Source organism: Citrobacter sp. U14242 (assembly GCF_046555775.1).
Lineage (GTDB): Bacteria > Pseudomonadota > Gammaproteobacteria > Enterobacterales > Enterobacteriaceae > Citrobacter.
The window spans coordinates 42,605-67,355 of sequence record NZ_JBKGLW010000005.1; the positions used below are offsets into that span (position 1 = coordinate 42,605).

The 24,751-nt window shown below is 54.3% G+C and carries 13 protein-coding genes; 1 reads left to right on the top strand and 12 read right to left on the bottom strand.

All coding sequences use genetic code 11. The annotated features are described in order from the left end of the window. Window positions 1-25: 25 nt before the first annotated feature. The 5 genes from ACLJXE_RS09510 to ACLJXE_RS09530 form a co-directional block, all read right to left on the bottom strand. Window positions 26-412 (bottom strand): contact-dependent growth inhibition system immunity protein, encoded by a 387-nt coding sequence (locus tag ACLJXE_RS09510; protein ID WP_410750730.1) that lies wholly within the window; start codon window positions 410-412, stop codon window positions 26-28. Further along, window positions 409-11,067 carry a hemagglutinin repeat-containing protein gene (locus ACLJXE_RS09515; RefSeq protein WP_410750731.1) on the bottom strand — a complete coding sequence of 3,553 codons (10,659 nt, stop codon included), beginning with the start codon at window positions 11,065-11,067 and terminating at the stop codon, window positions 409-411. The genes ACLJXE_RS09510 and ACLJXE_RS09515 overlap by 4 nt, the downstream gene beginning before the upstream one ends. A 12-nt stretch (window positions 11,068-11,079) precedes the next feature. Then, complete coding sequence (locus ACLJXE_RS09520) at window positions 11,080-12,771, bottom strand: ShlB/FhaC/HecB family hemolysin secretion/activation protein (protein WP_410750732.1); 1,692 nt, start codon at window positions 12,769-12,771, stop codon at window positions 11,080-11,082. Between the two features lie 1,057 nt (window positions 12,772-13,828). Next, a complete protein-coding gene (gss, locus tag ACLJXE_RS09525) occupies window positions 13,829-15,688 on the bottom strand; it encodes a bifunctional glutathionylspermidine amidase/synthase (protein ID WP_410750733.1) in 1,860 nt (619 codons plus the stop codon). A gap of 152 nt (window positions 15,689-15,840) precedes the next feature. Further along, window positions 15,841-18,129: an FdhF/YdeP family oxidoreductase gene (locus tag ACLJXE_RS09530; RefSeq protein ID WP_410750734.1), complete on the bottom strand. Its 2,289-nt coding sequence runs from the start codon at window positions 18,127-18,129 to the stop codon at window positions 15,841-15,843. A 218-nt stretch (window positions 18,130-18,347) separates the two neighbouring features. Between ACLJXE_RS09530 and yghU the strand changes: the two genes are divergently transcribed. After that, window positions 18,348-19,214 carry a glutathione-dependent disulfide-bond oxidoreductase gene (yghU, locus tag ACLJXE_RS09535; protein WP_410750735.1) on the top strand — a complete coding sequence of 289 codons (867 nt, stop codon included), beginning with the start codon at window positions 18,348-18,350 and terminating at the stop codon, window positions 19,212-19,214. Window positions 19,215-19,307: 93 nt separating this feature from the next. On the opposite strand, the gene hybG is transcribed toward yghU, so the two are convergent. Genes hybG through hybA form a run of 7 tightly spaced genes read right to left on the bottom strand, consistent with a single transcriptional unit; the run spans window position 19,308 to window position 24,750 of the window. After that, window positions 19,308-19,556 carry a hydrogenase maturation factor HybG gene (gene hybG / locus ACLJXE_RS09540; protein ID WP_048213216.1) on the bottom strand — a complete coding sequence of 83 codons (249 nt, stop codon included), beginning with the start codon at window positions 19,554-19,556 and terminating at the stop codon, window positions 19,308-19,310. Between the two features lie 30 nt (window positions 19,557-19,586). Then, complete coding sequence (hypA, locus tag ACLJXE_RS09545; protein WP_045447504.1) at window positions 19,587-19,928, bottom strand: hydrogenase maturation nickel metallochaperone HypA; 342 nt, start codon at window positions 19,926-19,928, stop codon at window positions 19,587-19,589. Further along, complete coding sequence (gene hybE / locus ACLJXE_RS09550) at window positions 19,921-20,409, bottom strand: hydrogenase-2 assembly chaperone (protein WP_271442646.1); 489 nt, start codon at window positions 20,407-20,409, stop codon at window positions 19,921-19,923. The genes hypA and hybE overlap by 8 nt, the downstream gene beginning before the upstream one ends. After that, on the bottom strand, window positions 20,402-20,896 hold the full coding sequence (locus tag ACLJXE_RS09555) for a HyaD/HybD family hydrogenase maturation endopeptidase (RefSeq protein ID WP_271449640.1): 495 nt from the start codon (window positions 20,894-20,896) through the stop codon (window positions 20,402-20,404). The genes hybE and ACLJXE_RS09555 overlap by 8 nt, the downstream gene beginning before the upstream one ends. Continuing rightward, complete coding sequence (hybC, locus tag ACLJXE_RS09560) at window positions 20,896-22,599, bottom strand: hydrogenase 2 large subunit (RefSeq protein ID WP_410750736.1); 1,704 nt, start codon at window positions 22,597-22,599, stop codon at window positions 20,896-20,898. The genes ACLJXE_RS09555 and hybC overlap by 1 nt, the downstream gene beginning before the upstream one ends. Next, window positions 22,596-23,774: a Ni/Fe-hydrogenase cytochrome b subunit gene (gene hybB / locus ACLJXE_RS09565; protein ID WP_005123144.1), complete on the bottom strand. Its 1,179-nt coding sequence runs from the start codon at window positions 23,772-23,774 to the stop codon at window positions 22,596-22,598. Before hybB ends, hybC begins: the two co-directional genes overlap by 4 nt. Then, entirely contained in the window at window positions 23,764-24,750 is a 987-nt protein-coding gene (hybA, locus tag ACLJXE_RS09570; RefSeq protein WP_286629501.1) for a hydrogenase 2 operon protein HybA, read from the bottom strand. The genes hybB and hybA overlap by 11 nt, the downstream gene beginning before the upstream one ends. Between the last annotated feature and the right edge of the window lies 1 nt (window position 24,751).

Genomic DNA, 24,751 nt, shown 5'->3' on the forward strand with positions numbered 1-24,751 from the left:
CCTTGCGAGAACAAGCTACTTTTTCTCACGTACCTATTTTATTGATTTTCAATATATCTTTTCTTATTTCATTATCAATATCTGAAGTGTTTATTTTATTTATAATCATCTTAGCCTGTTCAAAACAATCCATATGACCTTTTAGATCCTCTAATTTTACTGTTGCCAGAGCTGCAATGAGTTCACCATCGTAATATTCTCCCGCCAATGGGTCTTCCTCCAATACTTGTAATACTCTTGGCATTAGCTGGTCGATAAAGAGATCCTGACGAATAGCACGACAAAGATCTTCTACGGACAGCTCTTCTATTGGTATATCAATGACATGTTCAAACCATTGTTCAAGCGATGATTTCTGAACAGAATCAGGTTTTAAATTTATTTTTCCTATCAACTTACGGAAAGTAATCATATCCCATGTCCTTTCAAGGCTGATTCAATTTTATTGATAGCATCTGTTGCGCGACCATATGCCGCTTGAGCTTCAGGATTATTAACATTTTTTAATGTGTCTGCATGATTCCTTAAGCCCCTGAGGGTGTTTTGCATTTCCTGCATGTGATCCCAATATCCACCGCTTTCCTTAGGTACAGGGTTACCATCCATATCCTTAAGAGTTCCTGTGATATCATGATCTTTTAAAGCATTTTTTATAGTGTTATCGATCTTCTTGATAGCACTTTCTTGCTTTTGATTGAGTTTATCAACAGGCTTACTTTCTTGTTTTTCATGATCATCTTCTGGTGGAGTCGGAGAGCCTGACGCAGCTCCACCATATTCAGCCTTCTCGTTATCCGTCATGTTGCCGGCAACGTTGGGTTTCGATTCCTGATTTGAATCATCCGAAGAACATGCACGCCCGAATGAACACTGAGTTGCTTTATCGAGGGCTTCACCCAGATCTTTTATCGCTCCATCAAGTACCGAAGCAATATTCTTATCAGCCTCTGCTTTGACCTTATCGCCTGGTGTCATTGGTAGACCCCAACCAGACTTACTATCTTCATTGGCGAGCGAGTTATTCTCAACTTCCACTTTCGCCGTGTTTGATGCGAGAGCGGCCATTGACAGATCGCCGTCCGTCACCGCAGCCCCGGTCAGACCGCCCGCAATCGTCACCAGGCTGCTCACCAGACGTTTTTCATCGGCGGTGAGCTGGCTGACATCCTTACCGTACAGTGCACTCACCAGATGGTCCGTCATCGCCGAGGCAGTAATGGCCCCAATGGCTCCGGCCTTCATGCCGTCAGAGCCGCTGCCACCGCTCATCTGTGTCAGCGCCGCTGCCACGATACCGTGCAGCGCCGCTCGGGCCGCGTCGTTCTTCACATCCTTAACCAGTGAGGCCAGCAGCGGTGCCGCTCCGGCTGCCGCGCCTGCCTTCAGATTGCCGCCAAGCGCACCGGCCAGCAGTCCTGCCGCCGCGCTGCCCTTCGTCCAGAACTCACTCCCCGGACCGTAATCGGTACTCTGGTAACCCGGCTGCGTTTTCAGAAAAGCTTCCCGCTCCTGTGCCGTTTCACCCTGCATTTTCCCTTCCGCAGTCAGCCGGGCTTCCAGTGCCGCATTGGATTCCTTCGCCTTCTGCTCTGCATACTTGCCGTACACATCCAGCGCAGAGGTTGCCAGCGCAGCACCTTCGCTCTGTACCGCCAGGTTATCCTTCACCTTTTGCACATCACCGTTCACATCCACCCCGTGGTGGGCGTTGTCCGTGTCCCGGCTCAGGTCAGCAATATCCTGTTTCTGGTTATTCTTGTCGCGGATGATGAGGGTGCCGTTACTGATGGCAGACGACGTGGTGCCGCTGCTGCTCTCTTCCGCATGACCGGTACCGATGGCCGGAGCCACGTTGCGGTTTTCACCGCTCCCGCTGCCGCCCATACTGCCCGAAATTGCGACGGTGTGGCTGTCACCGGTGGTTTTGCTCTCGTTGTGAATATCGCTCCAGCCAAGCGTTCCCGTATCCAGCTTGTTCTTGTTGCTGCCCGCCGTGGAGGCAATCACTGCGCCATCAAGCTGGGTATGGTTTCCGACCGTGATATCAAAGCCGCCTTTTCCGGCGAAAATACCGCTCTGGTCAGTGACGCTCTTACCACTCTGGGTGACGTTTTCACCCGAGGTGCTGACATTGCCGGAAGACGCGCCATAGCACAGCGGAGGAATGCACAGGCTCAGACCCGCACCGGAGGAGGACTGCTTGCTGTCGTAAGAGGCCGTATCCTGCACGCTGCTGATGGTCAGGTCGCGCCCGGTGTTGACCACCACATGGTTGCCTGCCAGCGCTGCCCCTTTCAGCGTGGTGTCGCGTCCGCTGTTTACGGTCAGCTGCTCCTGCGCACGGATAACGCTGTTACTGTTGCTCTGTGACTGGCTGTTTTCCTTACCTTTCTGCTGTGAGGCCCCCAGCTCAATACTGATACCGTTCTGTGAACCGATGAGGCTGACGCCCACGCCGGCGCTGACCTGGCTGCCACTGTTTTTACTCTGGCTGTTGTGCGTGTTCTGTGAGGCAGTCAGCAGAATATCCCGCCCCGCATCCAGTACCACCTGTTTCCCGCCAATCTGTACGCCCTGACCGATGATATCGTTGCGGGCGTTAATGATGACGTTCTCACCGGCGCTGACGGTGGTGCCCTGCGTATTCGTGGCATGGTATGAACTGTCCTGCGAGGACGAGCCCGCCGTAACAGAAACCTTGCCCTTCACAACAGCCGAGTCCGTCATCATGCCCTGTGCGGCGGTGGTGCCCGCCTGACCTGCCTTAATAGCAGTGAGTCGGGCATCGTCGCCGTTTTCCGCGCTGCGGGCAGCCGTTTCAGCCGCCTTCGCCGCATCAACGGCCCAGCCACCGGCAGAGGCGGTCACCCCGTACTGTGAACTGCTGCTGTGGGCTTCCCCGTCACGGGTGTCGCGGCTCACGTCAAACAGCACGTTTTCACCGCTGAGTGAAACCGATTTACCGGCTCTGACATCCGTACCGGAAAGGGACAGGTCGCCTCCGCCCTGGGCAATAATGTTGCCGTTTGTGCTCGTTAACTGGCTGCGCTGCCCGCTTTCAGTGGACGCGTCATCACGGCTGCTGTGTTTCTCACGGCTGTAACCTGCCGTGGCGCTGTAACCGTCTCCCCCCAGCGTGCCGATGGTTTTACTGCTGCCGCTGTTTTCATTGTGAGACGTGTCACGTCCGGCGGTCACGTTAATGTCGCCTTTTACCGCTGACAGCATCAGGTCTTCTGTGGCCGTCAGATGACTACCGCTGATGTTCACGCTGCCTTCCCGGCTGTTGACGTAAATATCCGAACCCTGAATGACGGATGCGTTTTCCGTGGTGCGCGTGCCGCTGCTGTGATTTGCTGACTGGCTCATCCCGCCCGGCAGAAGTTGGCTGCCGTGTTTGCCGCCCCCGGTGGTGGCCCGGGTGGCACTGCCTGCGGTCGGCATTTCTGAACTGATGTTCCAGCCACTGGATTTACTGCTGTTGCTGTATGTTTCGGTATCCGTGGAAGTGGTGATGTTCACATCACGCTTCGCATCCAGTATCACCGCTTCACCGGCATTCACCTGACTGCCTGCAATCAGTATATTGCCGCTGTTACCGCCCTGTTTGCCGGTGGCGGTCATCTGGATATTGCCTGCTGCTGCAAGCTGGCTTCCGCTGTTAAATTCACCCTGGTAGTGTGATTCAGAGGACGATTTACTGCTGCCAGCGGAGACAGCGACCATCTGCCCCGGACCATCAAGGGCAAGGGCGGCACCTTCCGCACCCAGTGACTTCACCTTATCAACGGTGCTGTTACCGCTGCTGTCTTTCCCGCGCACGGTGTCACGCACATTGCGTACCGTGTCCTCAAACGGCGCTTTCACGCTGACGGTGACGCCGGAGGATTTTGTCTCCTGTTTCACCAATTCGGTGACCGTGTCCCGTCCGGGGATAATGGCAATGTCACTGCCGGTGATATCGATATGCCCGGTGGCACGGGACGTGTCGTCCTTCGCCCGTCCGGCAATCACGTCGGCGGCGCTCAGTGTCACCTGATTTCCTGCACTGATAATGACGTTACCGCCGGAGGTGCCCACCATGCTGCGCGCATCACTCTGGGTGGTCTCCGCCCCCTGTCGGGTGGTTTTTGACGACTGTGAACCGATGGTCACACCGAGACCCGAACCACTGGAGAAGATGCCGGATTTCTTCGTCTTCTTCATGTCGTAATACGTATCGGTGTTGGTGGCAGCTTCCACCGTCACGTTATTCCCGGCCTTCAGTGCCACATCGCGTTCAGCGGCAACGGATGAACCCTGTATCGTCAGGTCATTGCCCGCCCTGAGTACCACGTTTTCCCCTGAAAGCTGTGTGCCGTTCTCACGGGTGTGGTTTTCCTCATGGATGGTGTGGGTGGTCTTTTTACTGAACATGCCACCGGAGGTTTTCTTCTTCTCCCGGTACTCATAGTCGCTTTCAGTGGCGGTGGTGAGGGTGATATCCCGTCCGGCCACCACGGCCGTGTTTCCGGAGGCATACACGTCAGCCGCCTGCGCGGTCACGTCGCGTCCGGCCACGATGGTGGTGTTTCCGCCGGACGTAATTTCCGTTCCCTGCTGGCGAACGGATTCGTTAATCTCTTTCTTTTTCTTCGACGTATAGCTGTCGCCGGCACTGACCGACTCCGCCATCAGGTTCACGTCACGTCCGGCCTGGATGGCAACGTTGTTTTCGGCTGCAATACCGGCGGCCTGGCTTGTGATATCCCGACCGGCGGCAAGGGTGAGGTTATCTCCGGCTGTGACGGTGGCGACCACTGCATGGCTTTCGTGGTTTTCAGTGCCACCGTTACGATGGGACTCACCTTCACGTGCCGCGTTCAGGTTAAGGTTGTTACCCGCAGAGAGCAGAGCGCTTTCAGCTGCAGAGACCGAAGAAGCGGTTACATTCAGGTTATTGTCTGCCACCATCAGCAGGTTTCCGCCCGCACTGACCGAACTGCCCTGCAGTGTGGTGCGGCTGTTGCTGGCTTCATACCGCCCCCCGTGGCGGCTGTCGCTTTCGCTTAACGGGTTTGCGGCAATATTAATATCATTACCCGCAGACATACCGAGTGAACCACCGGCGGTGATTTCCGCTCCGGCAATGCTGATATCCTTTCTGGCATCCAGTGACAGCGAGTCTGACGCGGTAATCGTCGCTACAGGGCCGGTATCAGTACCACTGAGGTGGGTTCGTCCGGCATTCACATTCCACTGTTGTGAGCGGGTCACATTATTGATACTGCCAGCCACGCTTTCCAGTGAAACGGTTTTACCACTGATGGCCGAGCCAGTGTTGTTGATATCCCCGATTGCGCTCAGATCCAGGCTGCCGCCCGCACTTATCAGCCCCGCATTCAGGTTGTCGATACTGCTGGCACTGTCGAGCGATAGACCGTTCTGTGCAGTGATGCTGCCTGCGCTGTTGGTGATATTGCCGCCCGCAAGCTGCACGTTGTTCCCGCTGATAACGCTGCCGTTATGAAGGGTGATATCTTTCGGGGAAAGGTACAGCTTTGGCACCATCACGGTCTGACCATTGATGGTCGCGGATTCCCACCACAGAATACTGCCCGTGAGTTGTGCCACCTGCTCAGCGGTCAGCGCCACGCCGAACTGTAGTCCGAGATTTTTCTGCTGGCTGGCGGCACTGTCCATCAGGTACTGCATTTGTTCGAGGTCAGAGCCGAGGCCGTTGATATAACGTGAACCGGTCAGGTTCAGCGTCGCATCTGACACGTACCGGGTATCAAAGGCTGCATCCCCGAGGAAGCGGTAGTCTTTCTCCGGTTTCAGGCCCAGGCGATCAAGGAAATACGATGAGCCGAGGAACTGTTTTTCATCGCTCCAGCGCGCATCCGCATGCGGTGCCTGACCGGGTTTCATCCCGAGAAGTCCATACAACCCGTCAAACAGGCTGTTGTCCACATTCCCGAGGCCATCGAGCTTCGGGTTCACCGTAATCAGATACGGGCTATCGGGGTCAGTGGAGGGGACGAAGTAGCCATTGTTACCAAAGGGCAGGCGATAGTTCCCACTATTACCGTTCTGACCGGAAAGTGACGAACCACTGGCAATTTCTTTCAGTCCGTCCGTGATACTGTCCAGCCAGCCGGGTGCGCTGACATTCACGTTGCCGGCACCGGTCAGTGATTCACTGTTCAGGCTACCGCCGACCGTCGCCGGTGTGAGCGTGTTCAGCACCGGCGCAGTAATGGTGTTACTGACTCCCCCTGCGTTTGCAGTGACGGAGGTATTACTGATATTGCTGGTGAAGTTCGCACTGACATTACCGCCAGCACTGATAACCGAGCGGTATACACCGCTATCGGCGACAAATTCGGTTGTCCGCTCACCAAGAACGTAGGGGATCCATCGGTAATCAAGGCGATCCCTTCCTGGAATATATACGTTACCATTAACGTTCGTTGGCGAGTACCATACCCCATATTTCTTATAACCATCATAACGGACGGGTACGACATCACAGCCGGAAGAGTAAAACCACTCACAGCGGTATTCCGCCTGCACATACGTGGTGCGCCGCCCCCCCTCAGCTGACAGGTTGTTCAGGGTGCCTCCCTCCAGGATGGCATTACGACCCGCAAGAATATGGCTGGCACGGTTATCCAGCGTACCGGCATTAATGGTGATATCCCGCCCGGATGCAATTCGGGCAGTGGTTCCTGTGGCAGAGACTGAAACTACGGATTCACTCAGAACGTAACGACGGACATCGCTACCCAGAAGACGGTGCTTATAATTGTCATGGCAAGACTGACTGTTACCCGCGCAGGTTTCCCCCCAGTAGCTCCAGACAATATTTTCCGGATTGTCAGCCCATTCCGCGAGACTAATCACAAAATCCGAACGTCTGCCATTAAGGTCATAAGCGAAGTAATATTCGTCTGCAGCAGGAATGGCATCCGGGTAATCCCGTTCAGACTGACTGATGGTCAGACCATCGGCCTCATTCAGTAAATGCCCGGTATGAATGGTGATATCACCGCGAGTGGTCTCTATGGTGCCCGAACGGTTGATGATTTCGGTATTCGCAGCACCGGAGGCATTCTTCTGCATCCACAGGCTGTTTCCAGCCAGGATATCACCGTAAATATTGTGAATTCTGTCGGCAAACAGCTTCAGGTTATTCCCCGCGTAAATCAGCGCGGTATTAATCAGGGTGCCTGCGGCAGCCATCGTCAGATTGCCAGCCGTCCCGGTAAAGCCATTTACAGTGATATTGCCCCGGCTGGTCAGACTGACATCGCCGCCCGCCTGGAGCGAGCCGGACGCATTCAGCAACAGACTCTGTGCGCTGAAGCTACTGCTACCGTTACCTGTGGTGAGCGTTTTGTTGTTGGTGAACGCGCCGCCCGCACTGAGGACAATGGCATTGCCTTGCATCACACCACTGTTGGTGACGGCGTTCTGCGACGTGACGGAAAGGGTTTTCCCTGCTGCCAGCGTGCCGGTGTTGGTGAGTGTAGTAATCAGTTTCAGCGTCGTATCACCGAGCCCCACCACCTGGCCACGACCGCTGAAGTCACGCACATCGAGCAACAGATTGCCCGCGCTGTACAGACGACCGGCACCGGTCTGCGCCAGCGCATCACCTTTAACGGTGAAAGCGGTTGTCCCCAGAATCGTTCCGCTGTTGGTCGTGCTCCTGTAATTCATCAGCAGGTCCGCGCCCTGAAGCGTGCCGCTGTTATTAAGCGATGTGCCTTTCAGTTCAGCACTGCTGGTCGCAAGTACGCGTCCACCATTGACGGCGTTCACCACATCCAGCAACAGCGTGACGGTCTGTACCAGTCCGCTGCTGTTGTTCGCCAGTTCCGGTGCCGTCAGCGTAAGTTTACTACCGGAGAGGATTTTGCCGTCGTTCTGCAGGCGGGTGGTGGCCTTCGCGGAAGACTCGCCACCGCCCTGTATTGTGCCCTGGTTGTTCAGCGTCGCTGCGGTGACATTCAGTGCATTCTGGCTCAGTAACACACCACCAGAACTGTTGTTCAGTTCTCCGGAGACCGCCAACGTCAACGCTTCCCCATGAAGCCGTCCGCTGTTGGTCAGTTGCCCCGTGGTGACAGAGGTCGTCTGGCCCTGGAGCTGCCCGCCGTTCGTGATATCGCTCGCGTTGAGCGTCAGATGACCGGCACTCAGCAGTTTACCGCTGGCCTGGTTGTTCAGCGTCTGGTTCAGGGTGACCGCCAGCGTATCCACGCCGGTTATCTCACCGCTGTTGGTCAGCGAATCCGCATTCAGCGTCAGGTTTTTCGCTATCCACTGTCCACTGTTACTCAGCGTCAGTGCCGATAACGCCAGCCCGCCGTTTGAGGTGATTTTACTGCCGGCTGTGCCGGTGAGGCTGTTGCTGATTTGCGCATCCAGTAATTCTGCCGCCTGGAGCGCGCCGCTGTTCGATAGTGTCTGCGCATGGATAAGTACCCGTTTCCCCTGCCATTGCTCTGCGTTACTGATGCTGCCTGCGGTAATGTTCAGCTCACCGGTCGTGAGTAACTTTCCACCCCTGCTGTTTGTCAGCGTCAGCAACGGTGCCGCCATCTCCAGGCGTGAGGCCAGCGTGAGTGCGGCGACCCCGGTGAGCGTTCCGCTGTTGGTGATACTGTCCTGACGAACCGTGACGTGGCGCCCCTGGAGAGTGCCGCTGTTATCCAGAGAATGACCTGAAAGGGAAAGGTCGCCAGCCGAAAGCAAACTGCCCCGGTTGTCTGTTGTGGCGGCATTCAGCGTGACGTCGCCCTGACTCATCAGATCGCCGGTATTGCTGAGCATCCCGGCTGCCAAAGCGGTAAGGTTGCTGGTTGCAAGCCCGCTGCCACTGTTCTGCCAGTCACGGACATTAACGCTGACGTTCTGCCCCTGTGTCTGCCCTGCGGTGATCAGCGTGGTGCCTGAAAGTGTGAGATCTCCGCCCGTGAGTGTGCGGGAGCTTGCCAGTAAATCCAGTATTCCGCCAGCCAGCGACAGGGTGGTATCACCCTGTAACAGGCCAGAACTGGTGAGACGGTCTGCATTCAGCATCAGCGTGTCACCTGCGATGCTGCCTGCATTCGACAGTGACTGCGCTGTGATGTGGTTTGCCCCCTGCGCCAGCAGCAGGCCACCTGCGCTGTTATTCAGCGTGCCGTAATCAACATCGAGTGAAGCACCGCTTACTTCTCCACTGTTGGTCAGTTGAGAGCCTGACAGCGAAAGTGCCGCATCGCTGGTGATAATCCCGGCGTTTTTCAGCTCAGCTATTGAAAGGGAGATCGCGGCCGGGCTGTACGCCACGCCATTCTCCCGGTTATCCAGCAGGCGGGAGACCAGTGCGAGCGTCCGTTCACCGTGGATCAGTCCGCTGTTGACAACCGTGGTGCTGTTGATCGCAAGCGCGGAGGCGGTCAGTGTACCGCTGTTGCTGAGGTGGCCGCTTTCAGTGTTCAGCGTGGAGGCTGACGATTTCCCGCTGTGAGTCAGACCGTCACTGGCCTTCAGCGTGAAGCCATCTCTCGCGGCCTGTATCCCGTCAAGCTGTGCGTTCTGTACATCCACGCTGATGCTGTTGCCCTGAGTCTGCGCGGTGGAGGTGGTTGTCAGACCGTTGCCTTTCACGGTCACAGTACCATCGGCAACGGTCTCGCCGGACAGCGTAATGTCCCGGGCGTTGATATTCAGCGCTGAGGCACTTTTGAGATTGCCGGTGCTGGTCAGGTCGGCGGCTGTGATCTTCAGACTGTTACCCTGGACGGTGCCACTGTTCATCAACGCACCGGTATTCACTGCAGCATCTGTCCCGGCTGCGAGCGTGCCGCTGTTGTTCAGGCTGCCGGAGCTGACGGTAAGCGTTTTCCCGGCAACGGTACGGCCTTTCAGCGTGGCGTCATCCGTGCTGGTGAGGGTGACATTTCCGGCGACATTCACTGCCCCTGCGGTCTGGTTCAGGCGCTGTGCGCTGAGCGTGGCATTCTGTCCGGCGGTCAGTTCCCCGCCATTCTGGATAATCTGCCCGGACGAGGACAACGCCAGATTTTTATCTGTCACCAGGCGGGACTGATTCAGCGTCAGCGCGGTTGTCCCGGTAACGTTAAGATTGCCACCGGCTTTGTTATCCCCGGACAGTATGACCTCCGTCCCGCTGACCGCTGTGTTGCCGCTGGCAAGGCTGTCTTTCAGGACCAGCTTACCGGCGCTGTTCAGCGTAATATCACCGCTGCGGGCATTGAGGTTGCCGAGGTTCACCCCGACACCACTTTCGGTGGAGGTCAGGCGGATACGGTTGGCGTACATCCCGCCGAGTGCGCCGGTATCAATGGCGACTTTCGGCACATCCCCTTCACCGTTCAGCGCGCTGACGCGGCCGTCCGCTGTGACGCGGTTAGCCCCGCTGATGACCGTCAGGTCTTTCGCGTGCAGCGCGGCGTTCACTTCCGTTGCACGGGCAATAATGGATACGGCATCTGAGTGGCTGCCGTCCAGACCAGCGCCATTGATGGTAATGCTGCCTTTCGTGACCTCCAGCGCCTGCAGACTGCCGTCGGCGTTCATCACCGGTTTCCCCGTGGTGAGTGTCGCCTGAGGCGTGTTGATAAAACCGCAGCCATTGCAGGTAATGCCGTAAGGGTTGGCAACCATCACGTTCGCCGCTTTGCCCGCCACTTCGGTATAACCCTGAAGCTGTGAACGGTTAGCGCCGGTGACTTCGTTGATAATGCCTTTCGCTTCCTGCCCGGCTTTCAGGTTCGGGTTACTCTGAATGAGCCCACCCAGTTGCGTCTGGTTCAGCTTACCGGTGGCGTTGTTAAGGATTACCCCCTCTTTGCCGACGTTATACTCACCGTATTTGTTATGGGATATCCCCGCTCCGTTGGGCGTGGCAATATTCACCACCGGTACACCGTTTCCGGCCTTGTCCATCGTCGTGTTACCGGTGGGGGTAATGGTCTCAGCCACCGCGGGCAGCAGCGGTTGCGTTGCCAGCAGGGTACTCAGCAGCCAGCTCAGTACACGCTGAGAAAAACGAGTCTGATTGTTATCCATCGTTTTTGTCCCTTAAAACGCCACCGCCACGCGGTAATAAATAATGAGATGATCCGGTGCCAGCCAGTCCGGGTATTTCACGGGGGTTCCCACGGTAAACTGTGTTGAAAACCAGTGATTGGCGCTGGTCAGCCCGACTGCCGCGCCCCACAGCGTGCCGCTGGCGTACTCCTGGTCATCGTGTTTCAGCCAGCCGCCATCCAGCGCCGCCATCACGCTGATTTGCCCCATCCACGGCAGGGTAAACAGCGAGTAATTCAGCTCATTACGCAGATAACCGCCATTGTTGCCGGAGAGATACTGTTCTTTAAAACCGCGGACAGAGCTTTCTCCACCAAGAGTGAGCTGTTCGGCTCCGAATAGCCGGTCCGGTGACCACTGAAAATAGACGCCGCTGAGCCACCAGAGATCGGCCGCGACGGGGCGCTGGAAGCTGCCGTTGAGGCTCCATTTGCGGAACTCCGCTTTCGGCACATCGCCATGTTTATCGTGATCGTCTTCCGCACCCAGCCACGGCACGCCGTGGGTAAAAGACGGGTTGAGGGTCGCCACACCGCCGAACATTTTTTGCGTGTGATTTATACCGAACATCACACTGGAGAGCTTGCGACTGCTGGAATCCAGCAGCACGTCATCCAGATAATTACGACTGATGCGGTGGGTGATCCCGGTTGTAAGACCGGTTTTGATATCACCGTTGCGAAACATCATCCATGAGCCGGTAAGCCGGTGCGTTTCGCTGTCGCCGGTTGAGCGCCACGGCCAGCCATAGTTATCAATGGTGTTGAGGTAATTGCTCCAGCTGTAGCTGTAATCAAGCAGACCGTAGCCATACGGCACACTGACACCCGCGGCAAAATTCTGCGCATCATGTGAAGCCGAAAAATCGCTGCTGCGCCCGCCGCTGACGAACCATTTATCCGCCAGCCCAAGCAGGTTATTGCCGGTCAGGGCACCGCTGAACTGGCCGGTCCCTGTGCTTTTCTGCCCGCTGTTGTCGAAACTTACCGAACCGATAAGCGGAAATTCCGGGGCGGCAGTGAGATTGGCAATTGACCAGCCCTGTTTGTCTCCAGGCTGAATTTCAATTTCCACCGGAGCCTGCCGCACGCGGTTTAATTGCTCCATACCCTGTTCAATGTCGCGCAGGTTAAGGATTTTTCCTTCCAGCCCGGGAAACGTCATGGCGAGCGTCCGCTGCGGTACACCTTCCAGACGGATTTGCTGTAACCGGCCTTCCAGCACCGTGAGGGTCAGCGCGCCGGAGGAGAGGTCCTGTTCGGTCAGGAAAGCGCGACTGGTGATGTATCCCTGGCTGATATACCAGTCGGAGACGGCGTTAGTGACCTGCGTCAGCCGGGTCATATCCAGGCACTGATTTAGCCAGGGTGCGGTAATTGTGTCGGCGTCGCGTGGAGAGAGCAGGGTGGCACCGCGCACTTCAATACGGGAGATGGTAAAGCACGGGCCTTCTGTGGTCGGCGGCACGACAGGCGCAGATGAGCGGGGTAGCGGTGTGCTGCGCTCCAGTTCATCGCGCTGACGCTGGTTCTGCTCAAGCAACTGTTGTTGCTGCTGTTGAATGGTATCGCGGTCAGCCGGAGAGAGCGGTGCCGCTGTGGCACGCACGCACGCTACCGCCAGAATGGAGATACAGAAGAGGCGCGTGACGACGGAAAATCCGCGTACTGGCTTCCTGCCCATTGCTTATCCTTAAGGAAAGTTTGTATGAAAACTGAACGAGAAAATAAGGGATTAGTAAGATTTTGTAAATAACATTATTAATTTTGTGCATATGGTAACCAAGGCTAATATGTTTTTTCGTCCCGCTGAAATGGCAAAAAAGTAATGCATCAACAGACAGGCGTCAGATGTGCTGAAGGCAATTGTCAGTCAGGGTTGCTGGATATTACCTTGATCCGTGATCCGGTAAGCAGGCTAGTTGGTGTGGTCATCGTTTGTTCTCCGTTGATGGTAAGGGAGAAGAAGTCAGATATTCGAATGGTGCAGACTTCTTCAAACGATGACGCATTGGCGTGATTTTTTACCGGATAGAGTCAGCTCCGCTTACGCCGCCTGCCACTGACTGCCGGAACAGGGACTACGCTGACTCTGTAAATCCGCCGCTCTGTACGCTGCGACTGTTTACCCAGGAATATCCCTCCAGACCAGATATCTCTGCGCATTGTTCAGTCAGCCATGTCATCTCAGCCGCCAGTTGATGAATATCACCATACGCGTATGAATCAGAGTTTTTCCTGTATGCGAAATCCACCCGAAGCATAAGTAATTTCTAATAACAGTCAAATAACCGATCCTGATGGTTAAATAAAACTGACTAAAGAGAACAGTCTGGTTTGTGGTTTGAGTTGATTACGTATTCCATGATAAATATCCCATAACAGTTATTGGTCATGAGATTACGGGAGAGGTTAATTTTTTATGCAGAATACCGACTCAGGTTTTCATCCATGAAGATATGGTATTGCGTATAATTTTTCACATGTGCTGTAACAGTAATTCCTTATCGTGAAATGGAATGGGTGTTATCACAAAGGAAAGTCTGACAATCATGATGCTTTATGGCAAAGAATAAACAATTTTACCTATAAATCATAAAAATAAAACATCGATTCCGAGTCCGGCACCACTATTCAGAAAAACCAGCCTTAGGGCTAGTTTTTTGCTTTCTGGATGTGCAAGAACCGCTCTCTCACATACAACCCCGCAATGGCAATGTCGCCACTACGGGGTCGCGAGATTACCCCTTCACCACAATCAGCGGTTCGATATCGCTCTCTTTTTTAATTACCAACGATTCGTCGCCGCGCAGGCAGGTACCACCGTAGTTACCGCCCACAGTGAACGTACAGACCTGAATATATTTACCGGCGACCTTCGGCAGACACCAAAGCTGCTGATAAATATTTTTCTGCTCGGCAAACTTACCGCTGGTTTTATCCAGCAACTCTTCCTGGTGGCTAACCAAATCGATGTTGTTACCGCAGCGCCCAGCTATTGGTTTCACCGCATAACCCGTTTTCGCCAGCTCATCATTCACCGTGAAATCCGTATCAAGCAAATAGCGATGATGAGGGAAGAGCTGCCACAGAATCGGCAGAATCGCCTTGTTCCCTGGAATCACTGTCCACAGAGGTTCAAATACCAGTACTTCCGGGCGCAGCAACACGTCTATCAATCGCACTTCCTGCTGGGTATGTCCGGTACGAATCGGCACAGCGGCGTATTCAGTTTCACTCACCTCACGCACCTGTTCAATCGCGGTTTCCCACGCCCAGGTTTTCCAGACGCAGTTCACCAGGCGACCGTCACCATCAATCAGTTGCCCCGCGTCATCCCAACGCAGTTCGTCCAGACCACGCAGGATCTTACTTTCGAAACCCGCCTGGTGCAGAGCCTGCTGCATAAACTGCGCGTGGTAGTTCTCCTCAATATCCTTATCCTGCATGATATGAACGAAAGGACGCGCACGGCTGTGCTTCCATGCCCCCGCCAGTTCATTAATCAGTCCTTCAGCCGGGTTATGTCCCTGCCCGGTATAACCCCGCTCAGCCCATCTTTCAAGGATCAGACCAGCTTCGGTATGGCACGATGCGGAATCGGCGTTGTACTCGTACACCTTCAGCCCGCGTTCATCCATACAGAAATCCATACGACCCGTAATCATATGATGACGACGCCGCTGCCAGGAAAGGCGCAGACGCGGCCAGAGTATTTTCGGAATATCAAACAGAGCCAGCAGATTATCGTCTTTCAGCACCTTGTCAGTAGCGTGCAGATACATCAGATGCAGTTCGTTGGTCGCCTTAATCAGCTCCTGCTCTGCACTTTCGGTAATCGTGAAGTACTGATGCGGATCCTGATTGATCACATGACCGTTCGCCAGCACGTAAGCTTTTTGCAGCGGATCCTGCTCATCGAGCCACTTACCGTCAAACTGCCCGTTATCTTCCAGACGTGCGCTGCCAATTTTCAGGGAATCATTGGCGATCTCCGGCTGCGGCAGGCTGTGACGAGTGTCGTCAGTCTGGATCATCCAGCCAAGGATGGTGGTGTCATCAAAGGTGTCACGCAGCGTGTAGCCGCCATTTTCCACCACCATTTCCAGCTCGCGTGTCCACTGCTGCCCTGGCGGCAGCGGCGTATGGATCACGTTCTGCTCGGCAATACGGATTTTGTTTTCCAGCAATTGAGTGATGATCGCCACATGGCCGGTATCGTTGAACTCACCGCCCTTTTGCCAGATTAACAATGCACCGGCTTCTGGTGCGCGGGGAGAACCATTCGGAAACGCTTGCAATGGCAGGATATTGTCGTTCACCACTTCACGCAGGAAGCGCAAGGAGAAGATCTCCCAGGCCATACCCACATCCGTGAAAACTACGCCATAGTTGAGGAAGAGAAAACGGCGTGCAAATTCTACGCACTGCCATTTGTGGCCCATATATTCGTCGTCGATATAGCTACGAAAAGCAGCATCATCGTCGTAGTCCCGTGGGTCGAGGGAGCTGTAATCTGAAGAGTAGATTGCTACGCCGCCTGGGGCGTAGCCCAATAATGTCCCGAATGGGGCATCCTGAGTGGTCGTTCCTTTGCTCATGCACCTTACCTCAAAACAATACAGCCTGAGCAGGTTGGCGTGAATTTTTCGCTCTGATTGCCTGCTCTGCGACACTAACCGGACAGAGGTCGACCTATCATACACCTCAACGCAGCGGCTGGCGCTCAGAGGCGAAAAATTCGCAGCAGGAACTACGCTTTCTTCAACGTTACCGGTACGCTTTTATACGCCGGCGTTAAGCTCTCAGTGTCTACCGCATCCAGAGACAACAACACATTCGCTTCCGGCAGATAAGCACCAATAGAGCCCGCAGCCATGTTGTAAATCACCACCGTTAACCTGTACATCACGCGATCGGCACAGGGCAGCCCGTTATCGTCCAGCGCATGAACGTTGACAACATCCCCCTGACTCAGCCCGCGAGCCGCTGCTTCAGTGTCACTCAAAAACACGACATCGCGCCGACCGGTAATACCTCGATAGCGATCGTTCATGCCATAGATAGTGGTGTTGTATTGATCGTGGCTGCGCAACGTAGCCAGAACCAGCGCGTCAGCAGGTTGGTTTTCCCGCACCACGGCCCGTTGGCGGCTGACGAAAAAGTTGGCTTTACCATTCTCCGTATGCCATTCACGGCGTGAGGCTGGTGTATCCATACGAAATCCGCCAGGTACAGCAATACGCGCATTGTAATCGTGGAACGCCGGAATCACAGCTTCAATGGCATCGCGGATCAGCGCGTAGTTCCCGGCTAACGTCTCCCAGTTCACCGGCGAGTGAGACAGCGTGGCGCGGGCCATTGCCGCCACAATTGCCGGTTCAGACTTTAACCATTGCGAAGCGGGTTTCAGCCCACCACAGGAGGCGTGCACCATCGACATTGAATCCTCGACGGTCACCGACTGAATGCCTGTCGCTTGCAGATCGCGTTCCGTTCTGCCCAATGCGGGTAGCAGATAGTTATGTTTAGCCAACAGCAAATGCGATCGATTGAGCCTGGTTGCGATATGGACCTGCATATTCAGCTTTTTCATCGCGGCGAAGGTACGCTGTGGCTGCGGCATCGCCACCGCCAGATTTCCGCCCATACAGATAAGCGCTTTCGCGTCTCCCCGTTCGATTGCCCGAATACTCTCCACGCTGGATCGACCGTGTTTGCGCGAAACACGGATAGAAAAATGCGTCTCAAGGCGTTGCAGGAAGTCTTCTGATGCTGCCTCGTTAATCCCCACGGAACGGTCACCCTGCACGTTCGAGTGGCCGCGCAGCGGGCAAATCCCTGCGCCCTGTTTGCCCATATTGCCTTTCAGCAACAGCAGATTGATCAATTGCTGAACGTTCTCAGTACCGTTTTTATGCTGGGTGATCCCCAGGCCGTAGCAGATGATAGTAGCGCGGGACTTGCTGTAACTGTGCGCCAGGTCTTCCATCTGGCTGCGCGTCAGGCCGGAGTCCAATTCCAGCGCCGCCCAGCTACACTGGCGTAAATCGTCATACAGCGCCGAATAGCCTTCGGTATGCTCATCGATAAAGGCATGATCGAGACAAGGTTGTCTGTTCAACAAAATCCGCGCTTCATCCATCTCGATCAGCGCCTTCATGATGCCTTTAAGCAGCGAGGCATCACCGCCCATTTTGACCTGGTAGTAGTCGCTGCTGAGTTCCGTTGCCTGGCCGGTGAACATCTCTTTCGGACTCTGCGGGAAGCTAAAGCGCTCAAGCCCTCTTTCGGTCAGCGGATTGATGGAGATAATTTTAGCCCCGCGTCTGGCAACATCGCGCAGCGTGGTGAGCATGCGCGGATGGTTCGTGCCAGGGTTATGTCCGATGCAAATCACCAGATCGCAATGGTCAAAATCATCGAGATCAACGGTGCCTTTTCCTAATCCTATTGCCGGTGTCAGTCCGGCGCTGGTTGGACCGTGGCACATGTTTGAGCAATCCGGAAAGTTGCTACTGCCGTATTCGCGGGCAAAAAGTTGGTACAGGAACGCAGCCTCGTTGGACGTTCTGCCTGAGGTATAAAACTCGACCTGCTCAGCGGAATCATAGCTGCGCAGGCGCTCGCCGATTTCCTGAAACGCAGTGGCCCATTCCACGGCCTGCCAGGTATCCGAGCCTGCATCGTACTTCATCGGGTGCGTCAGGCGCCCAATATTCTCCAGTTCATAATCACTGTATTGCCATAATGTCGACACCGGGTGATGGCTGAAGAACACCGGAGAAGCTTTCTTGCGGGTTGTTTCCCAGGAGACGGCCTTTACGCCGTTTTCACAAAGCTCCATTGGCGCACGATGACCCGGATCCGGCCACGCACATCCCGGACAATCGAACCCTTTCACCTGATTCATTTTGAACATCGCGATAATGTCGCGTACAACAGCCTTTTGCGAAAACACCGACGCAGCGACGGCTTTTACCGCGCCCCACCCACCTGCCGGGCCCCGATAATCGCTAACGCCTGGAACACCCTTTTTCATTATTACTGCTTACTGACCGCCAATTATTGATGGTGAGTACGGTAGCAATTTCCATCCAATATTGATTTCCTCTTCATGGAGTACAGCCTGGGTACAATGAACGGGTTAGTTTTATCTTCCCCTTTCAGCACAAAGCGACATAAAGTCCCAATCTGTTAAATTGAGTTCTACCTAGCTGCTACACTGCTTCAACACAACCACTCAGAAGGCAGGTCAACATGTCAGACAACACTTATCAGCCCGCGAAAGTCTGGACGTGGGAAAAATCAAACGGCGGCGCATTCGCCAATATCAACCGCCCGGTTTCCGGTGCAACGCACGAGAAAACGCTACCGGTCGGCAAACATCCGTTGCAGCTGTACTCGCTGGGTACACCAAACGGTCAGAAAGTGACGATTATGCTGGAAGAGTTGCTGGCGCAGGGTGTAAAGGGTGCGGAATACGATGCCTGGATCATTCGCATTGGCGATGGCGATCAGTTCTCCAGCGGCTTTGTTGAAGTGAATCCAAACTCTAAGATCCCAGCGCTGCGCGACCATTCACAAAACCCGCCAGTACGTGTCTTTGAATCTGGTTCGATCCTGCTCTATTTGGCAGAAAAATATGGTTATTTCCTGCCGCAGGATTTGGCAAAACGCACCGAAACGCTGAACTGGTTATTCTGGTTACAGGGTGCTGCCCCCTTCCTCGGTGGTGGTTTCGGCCACTTCTACAACTATGCGCCGGTTAAAATTGAGTACGCAATCAATCGCTTCACCATGGAAGCCAAGCGTTTACTCGACGTGCTGGATAAGCAACTTGCACATCATCAGTTTATGGCGGGAGATGAGTACACCATTGCCGATATGGCGGTCTGGCCGTGGTTTGGCAATGTAGTATTGGGGAATGTTTATGATGCGGCAGAATTCCTTGATGCGGGTAGCTACAAGCACGTTCAGCGTTGGGCAAAAGAGATTGCAGCACGTCCGGCAGTTAAACGTGGCCGCATTGTAAACCGCACTAACGGACCGCTGAATGAGCAGCTTCATGAACGCCATGATGCCAGCGACTTCGATACCCATACCGAAGATAAACGTCAGGGTTAAAATAAAATGCCGGATGGCGGCGAAATGCCTCATCCGGCCGACATACAAGACGTGGGTCTGGTAAGCGCAGCGCCATCAGGCACAAACCAGTTATCACGCACTGGTAACGTCATACTCCATGCGGCGAAGTGCATCCAACGTGAATTTAGCTTCATCTTCATCAATGATGCTCATGGCGAACCCTACGTGCACCAGCACCCATTGCCCAACCAGTTCGGCAGGCTCGCCTTCACAAATCAGGGCAATATTAACATCACGCTTGATGCCGCACACTTCAACCTGCGCAAGCTGGTGAATATCTTCACCAACGGCCAGAACCTGACCAGGGACTCCAATACACATATCTGACTCCGCCCCATAGCAACCTATGGGCTATTCGACTTCAATACTTTTCACTTTCAGTGAATCGCCAGCATCTACCCGCAGACGATCGCCCTGACAGAGAGGACACTGTGCATCATGCTGGGTGATCTCTACGACCTGACTGCAATCCCAACACCAGGCCTGGGCGGGTTTGTAATCAATATGCAGTTCACATCCCTGCGCCAGTGTTCCCTGACATACGATGTCAAAACTGAAACGGACGGCACTCTCTTCAACACACGAGAGCGCCCCAATTTCCAGCCAAACGCCGGTAACACGTTTTACATCGTGCTGCTCTGCCTGCTGCTGAATAATTTCAACCGCGCTCTGACAAAGAGACAGCTCATGCATTTTCGCAGTTCCGTCGGCCCAACAGCAGCGCACGACGCCCCATCTGCGGCGCATTCGGGTCACTTACCGGTAGCGATAACACCATCCGCGCACAATCGTCAGCCAGGCGAACACCTTCCTGCGCCGACAGACTGTGCGAAAGCGGCGACATCAGCGAGCAGGAGAGGTATTGCGATACACCATCCAGTTCACCAACAGTAAATGTCATCTCACCATACGGTAAACGCAGCCCGATTTTTTCACTGACTTTACGCACGGGCCAGATCTGATCCGGCCCTGGGAAAATCAGTGCACTGAGCATCCAGGGCGTGATAACACATCCCGTCCACTGCCCTTCAAACAGCGTAAAATCAGAGACATACACCGGCATATTCGGATGCAGGAAAGAAAGATCGTGCATCGAACGTCGGGAAACCTCTTCAAACGCTGCCTGAATTTGCTGCTTCGGGGCTGTCTGAAAGCCTAAGAACTCCTCAGACATGTGCCTTCTCCCGTGGAATAGCTTCAACGCCAGACTCGCGTAGCGCAGCAAGAACCTGCTCAAGCGCAGGTTCAATCATCGCTTCAACTGTCGGTGTCAGCCCGATATGCGGTTCCAGCGATTCCGGAATGATACCCACCAGGGTCAGTTTTTTCGGAAACTCGCCGGTAAAACGCAGGGCCGACAAAACGTCGGCCAGGCCAAGCTGGTGCGGTGAGATTTTGTTGGTAAACAACGCCGGAATCTCTTCGTCCCGCAGGACCATCATCGTTCCCGGCGTGTTTTTTCTCGACACAATGGCGTCAGCGATAATCAGATGATCTCTGTTCGCCATATCGCCGAGAAGCTCCATCCCAGCCGTACCACCGTCCAGAACATCAACATAGTCTGGCAGGATGTATCGTTGTTCTAATGCCTCAACGATACGTACCCCGATGGCTTCATCGGTCAGCAAAATATTGCCGACCCCTAAGACTAATATCCGCATTACAGAACCTTAACTGAGACGACTTCGTTCCCGTCAACGTCCACCACATGCACCGCACATGACATACAAGGATCGAAGGAGTGAATGGTACGCACCACTTCCAGCGGTTTATTTGGATCGGCAATTGGCGTACCGACCAGCGAACGCTCGTACGGCCCCACTTCATCATTAAAGTTACGTGGGCCGGAGTTCCAGGTTGACGGTACAACCGCCTGATAGTTACTGATAATGCCGTCTTTAATCACCATCCAGTGAGAAAGCATACCGCGCGGCGCTTCAAGGAAACCCACACCTTTGAATTCGCCCGTTGCCGGGATATCCGGTTTCACGAAGGTGGTGTGGTCGCCTTTACCGATGTTCACGATCAGCGCGTTGTACTGATCCTGCAGAACATTCTGCAGTTCACAGCAGTGAACGGTACGACCAATGATACGGCCCAGCGTCGAATGCAGCTGCGAGACTTCGATGGTTTTACCGGTCAGCTTGGTGTAAATCGCAATGATTTCATTCAGCTTGGCATGGGTAGACTCGCGTTTTGCCGCCAGTTTACACAGCATATTAGCCAGCGGGCCCACTTCCACCGTTTTGCCGTAGAAGGTTGGCGCTTTAACCCAGGAGTATTTTCCATCGTCTGACCAGCCGGTGTAATCAGGAACCGTTGTACCTTCCCACGGTGCCTGCGGCGCTTCGTCTTTGTACCATGCGTGTTTCGCACTCTCCTGAATCCCTTTGATCAGGTATTCATCAGAGTGAGAGGTGATCGGACGATAGGTCGACAGGTCTGCATCCGTGATGTAACCACCCGGGAACAGGAAGCTGCCATTTTTGCCATCAGTCGGGAATTCCGGTGCGCTCAGGTAGTTAACTGCCCCCTGGCCACGTTCCAGCCATTCAGGATAGAACGCTGCAATAACCGCGGTATCGACCTTGTAAACCTGCTCAACAAAATCGCTCAGCTTATCGATGAAGGACTTGATGTACATCAGACGTTCAAGGTTCAGTACGCCAAGGCCGTCAAGGTTAATGGGGTTCGCAACCCCACCAACGGCCAGGTTCTGAATGTGCGGCGTTTTACCCCCCAACAGCGCCACAACACGGTTAGCATCACGCTGGCATTCCAGCGCCTGCAGATAGTGTGCGACCGCAATCAGGTTCACTTCCGGCGGCAACTGCATAGCCGGGTGCCCCCAACAACCGTTGGCAAAAATACCTAACTGACCGCTGGCAACCAGGTCTTTGATCTTGTTCTGTACCCTGGTGAACTCTTCAGCGCTGTTCAGATGCCAGGAAGACACGCCGTTCAGCATCGCCGAGGCTTTCGCCGGATCGGCTTTCAATGCGGAAGTAATATCCACCCAGTCCAGCGCAGAGAGCTGGTAGAAGTGCACGATATGGTCATGCGTGGTATGCGCGGCCAGAATGATGTTACGGATGTACTGTGCGTTCACCGGAACATCAATATTCAGCGCGCTTTCAGCTGCACGAACAGAAGAGATAGCGTGAGTTGTGGTGCAAACACCACAAATACGCTGAACAATCATCCAGGCATCGCGCGGATCGCGATTCTTCACGATCTCTTCCATGCCGCGCCACATGGTACCGGAAGCCCATGCTTTAGATACCACGCCATTTTCGATTTCGCAGTCGATGCGTAAATGACCCTCAATACGGGTTACCGGATCAATAGTAATTCTCTGGCTCATGCTTTGCTCGCCTCATGACGATTTTGATCGTTTTGTTTTAAAGGAGGAAGTATCGGCAGTAGACGAATGAGTACGATGTATGCACAAATCTCAATAGCCACAAAACCAATAGAAATCAACAGTTCTTCCCAGGTCGGGAAGTAGTGGTAGCCACCACCAGGATTGAATGCCACCAGCGAATAGGACAGACGCCATGTTGCACAACCCAGTAATGCGCTCAACGCGGACAGATACAGCATACGCGAGTCATTGCGCAGCTTCGTGACACGCAGCACCACCAGCGGGAAGACCATCAGCACGACTTCAATCCAGAACATCACGGAGTAAAGATCGCCTGCAAACGCATACGACAGCTTGTCGCGGTAGATCAACTCGCCAAAGCGCAGGACAACGAAAATCGCCAGCAGCACGCTAATCGTATTCGTCAGCTTGATGAACAAACTTTTCTCGTCCGGACCGTTACCTTTCAGACCCGCTTGTACCAACGAGCCTTCAAAAATGACGATCGAGAAGCCCATTATAAAGGCGGTTAATACCGAGAAAAGTGGCAGCATTTCATAAGCTTGCCATAGCGGATGTACTTTATAGCCCGCAGAAATCATCAATGACCCCATTGAAGACTGGTGCATAGTCGGCAGCAGCGCGCCGAGAGCGATAATAAAGAACATCACTTTATTCAAACGCTTGAGGGAGACTTTCCAGCCCAGACGTTCAAACAAGGCCGGAGCAAATTCCAGCGCCATGATACCGATATAGATGGTCATACAGACCGCCGTTTCAAACAGTACCGAGTTCACGTTAAAGTGGCCCGGAATGTAGAAATACGGCAGGTTCCAGTAACGACCGACGTCAATGGTGATCGACAACCCCCCCAGCGAGTAACCGAACAGGCTCGCCAGCAGCGCCGGACGTACCAGCGGATGGTATTGCCCTCTATTGAAAACATACACCGCCCATGCCAGCGCCCAACCGCCGCACGCGAAACCGGTACCGATCAACAGGTCAAACGCGATCCATACACCCCATGGGAAGCCGCCGTTCAGATCGGAGACAGACCCCAATCCGAAGACCAGACGTTTCACAATCAGGAGCATACACAGGACGATTAACGGCCCAAAAATAATGACCGGTTTGCTGATTATTCTTCCGCCCAGCGGTTTAGGATCATGACTCATGATCGTCTCCTCCATCGTGATGGTCGTTTTTCGTATTACGACGAACCAGCACGGTTAAGCCCGCCAGCGCTGCCAGGGGTAAAATCATGCCCTTATACAGGGAATGTTGAACATGTTCGGAACGCGCACCGGTTGAAAGGTCATCCAGTTTTGGCAGATCCAAATCCTCGTAAGGAACACCCGTCAGCACCATAACCTGCGTACCACCGCCTTCCTTTTCACCGTACAGGTGCGGATAGTACTTCGGTACCGTATGCAAATAGGTATCACCAGCGTTCACTGTCTGACGCGGATAGTGGTATTCGCTGCCAGGCTTCAGTGCGAGACGTTTTTTCGCCTCAGCCATCAGCTCTTCACGCGTACCAAAAATCACTGCACCGGCAGGACACACTTCAACACACCCCGGTAACCCCCCTTTGTCCAGACGTTCAACCCCTTTCTGGTTACACAATTCACATTTATGAAGCGCACCAAACGGGTTGTTGTAGTCGTATTTAGGGACGTTGTACGGGCAGGCAACCATGCAATAGCGGCAGCCAGTACAGACATCTTTGTCATAGTGGACGATGCCGGTTTTCGGGTCTTTCTTCAGCGCGGAAACCGGGCAAACGGAGACGCAGTTCGGATCGACACAGTGCATGCACTGTTTCTTAATGTACGCGTAGCCGTTTTCGGTCTGGTCTTTGTTAACACCTGTTCCGCTACGCCACACCTGGATGATGTTGTTGGTATACGGTGACAGTTTGTCGTTGTTCGACCAGGTTTGCTCACCTTCCGGGTTACGCGCCGGGAAGTTGATATCCTGACACTTAGTGACGCAGGCCTGGCAGCCTACGCACAGCGTCGAATCATAGAGCATCCCAAGTGAACCCGGGATCGGCGGACGGTTTTCTGCAGCCGCATGACTGATGGACGGCGCTGCGCCCAACAGCAATGCCCCGCTGGAGGCTGCTTTAATAAAGTTACGTCTGTTCACG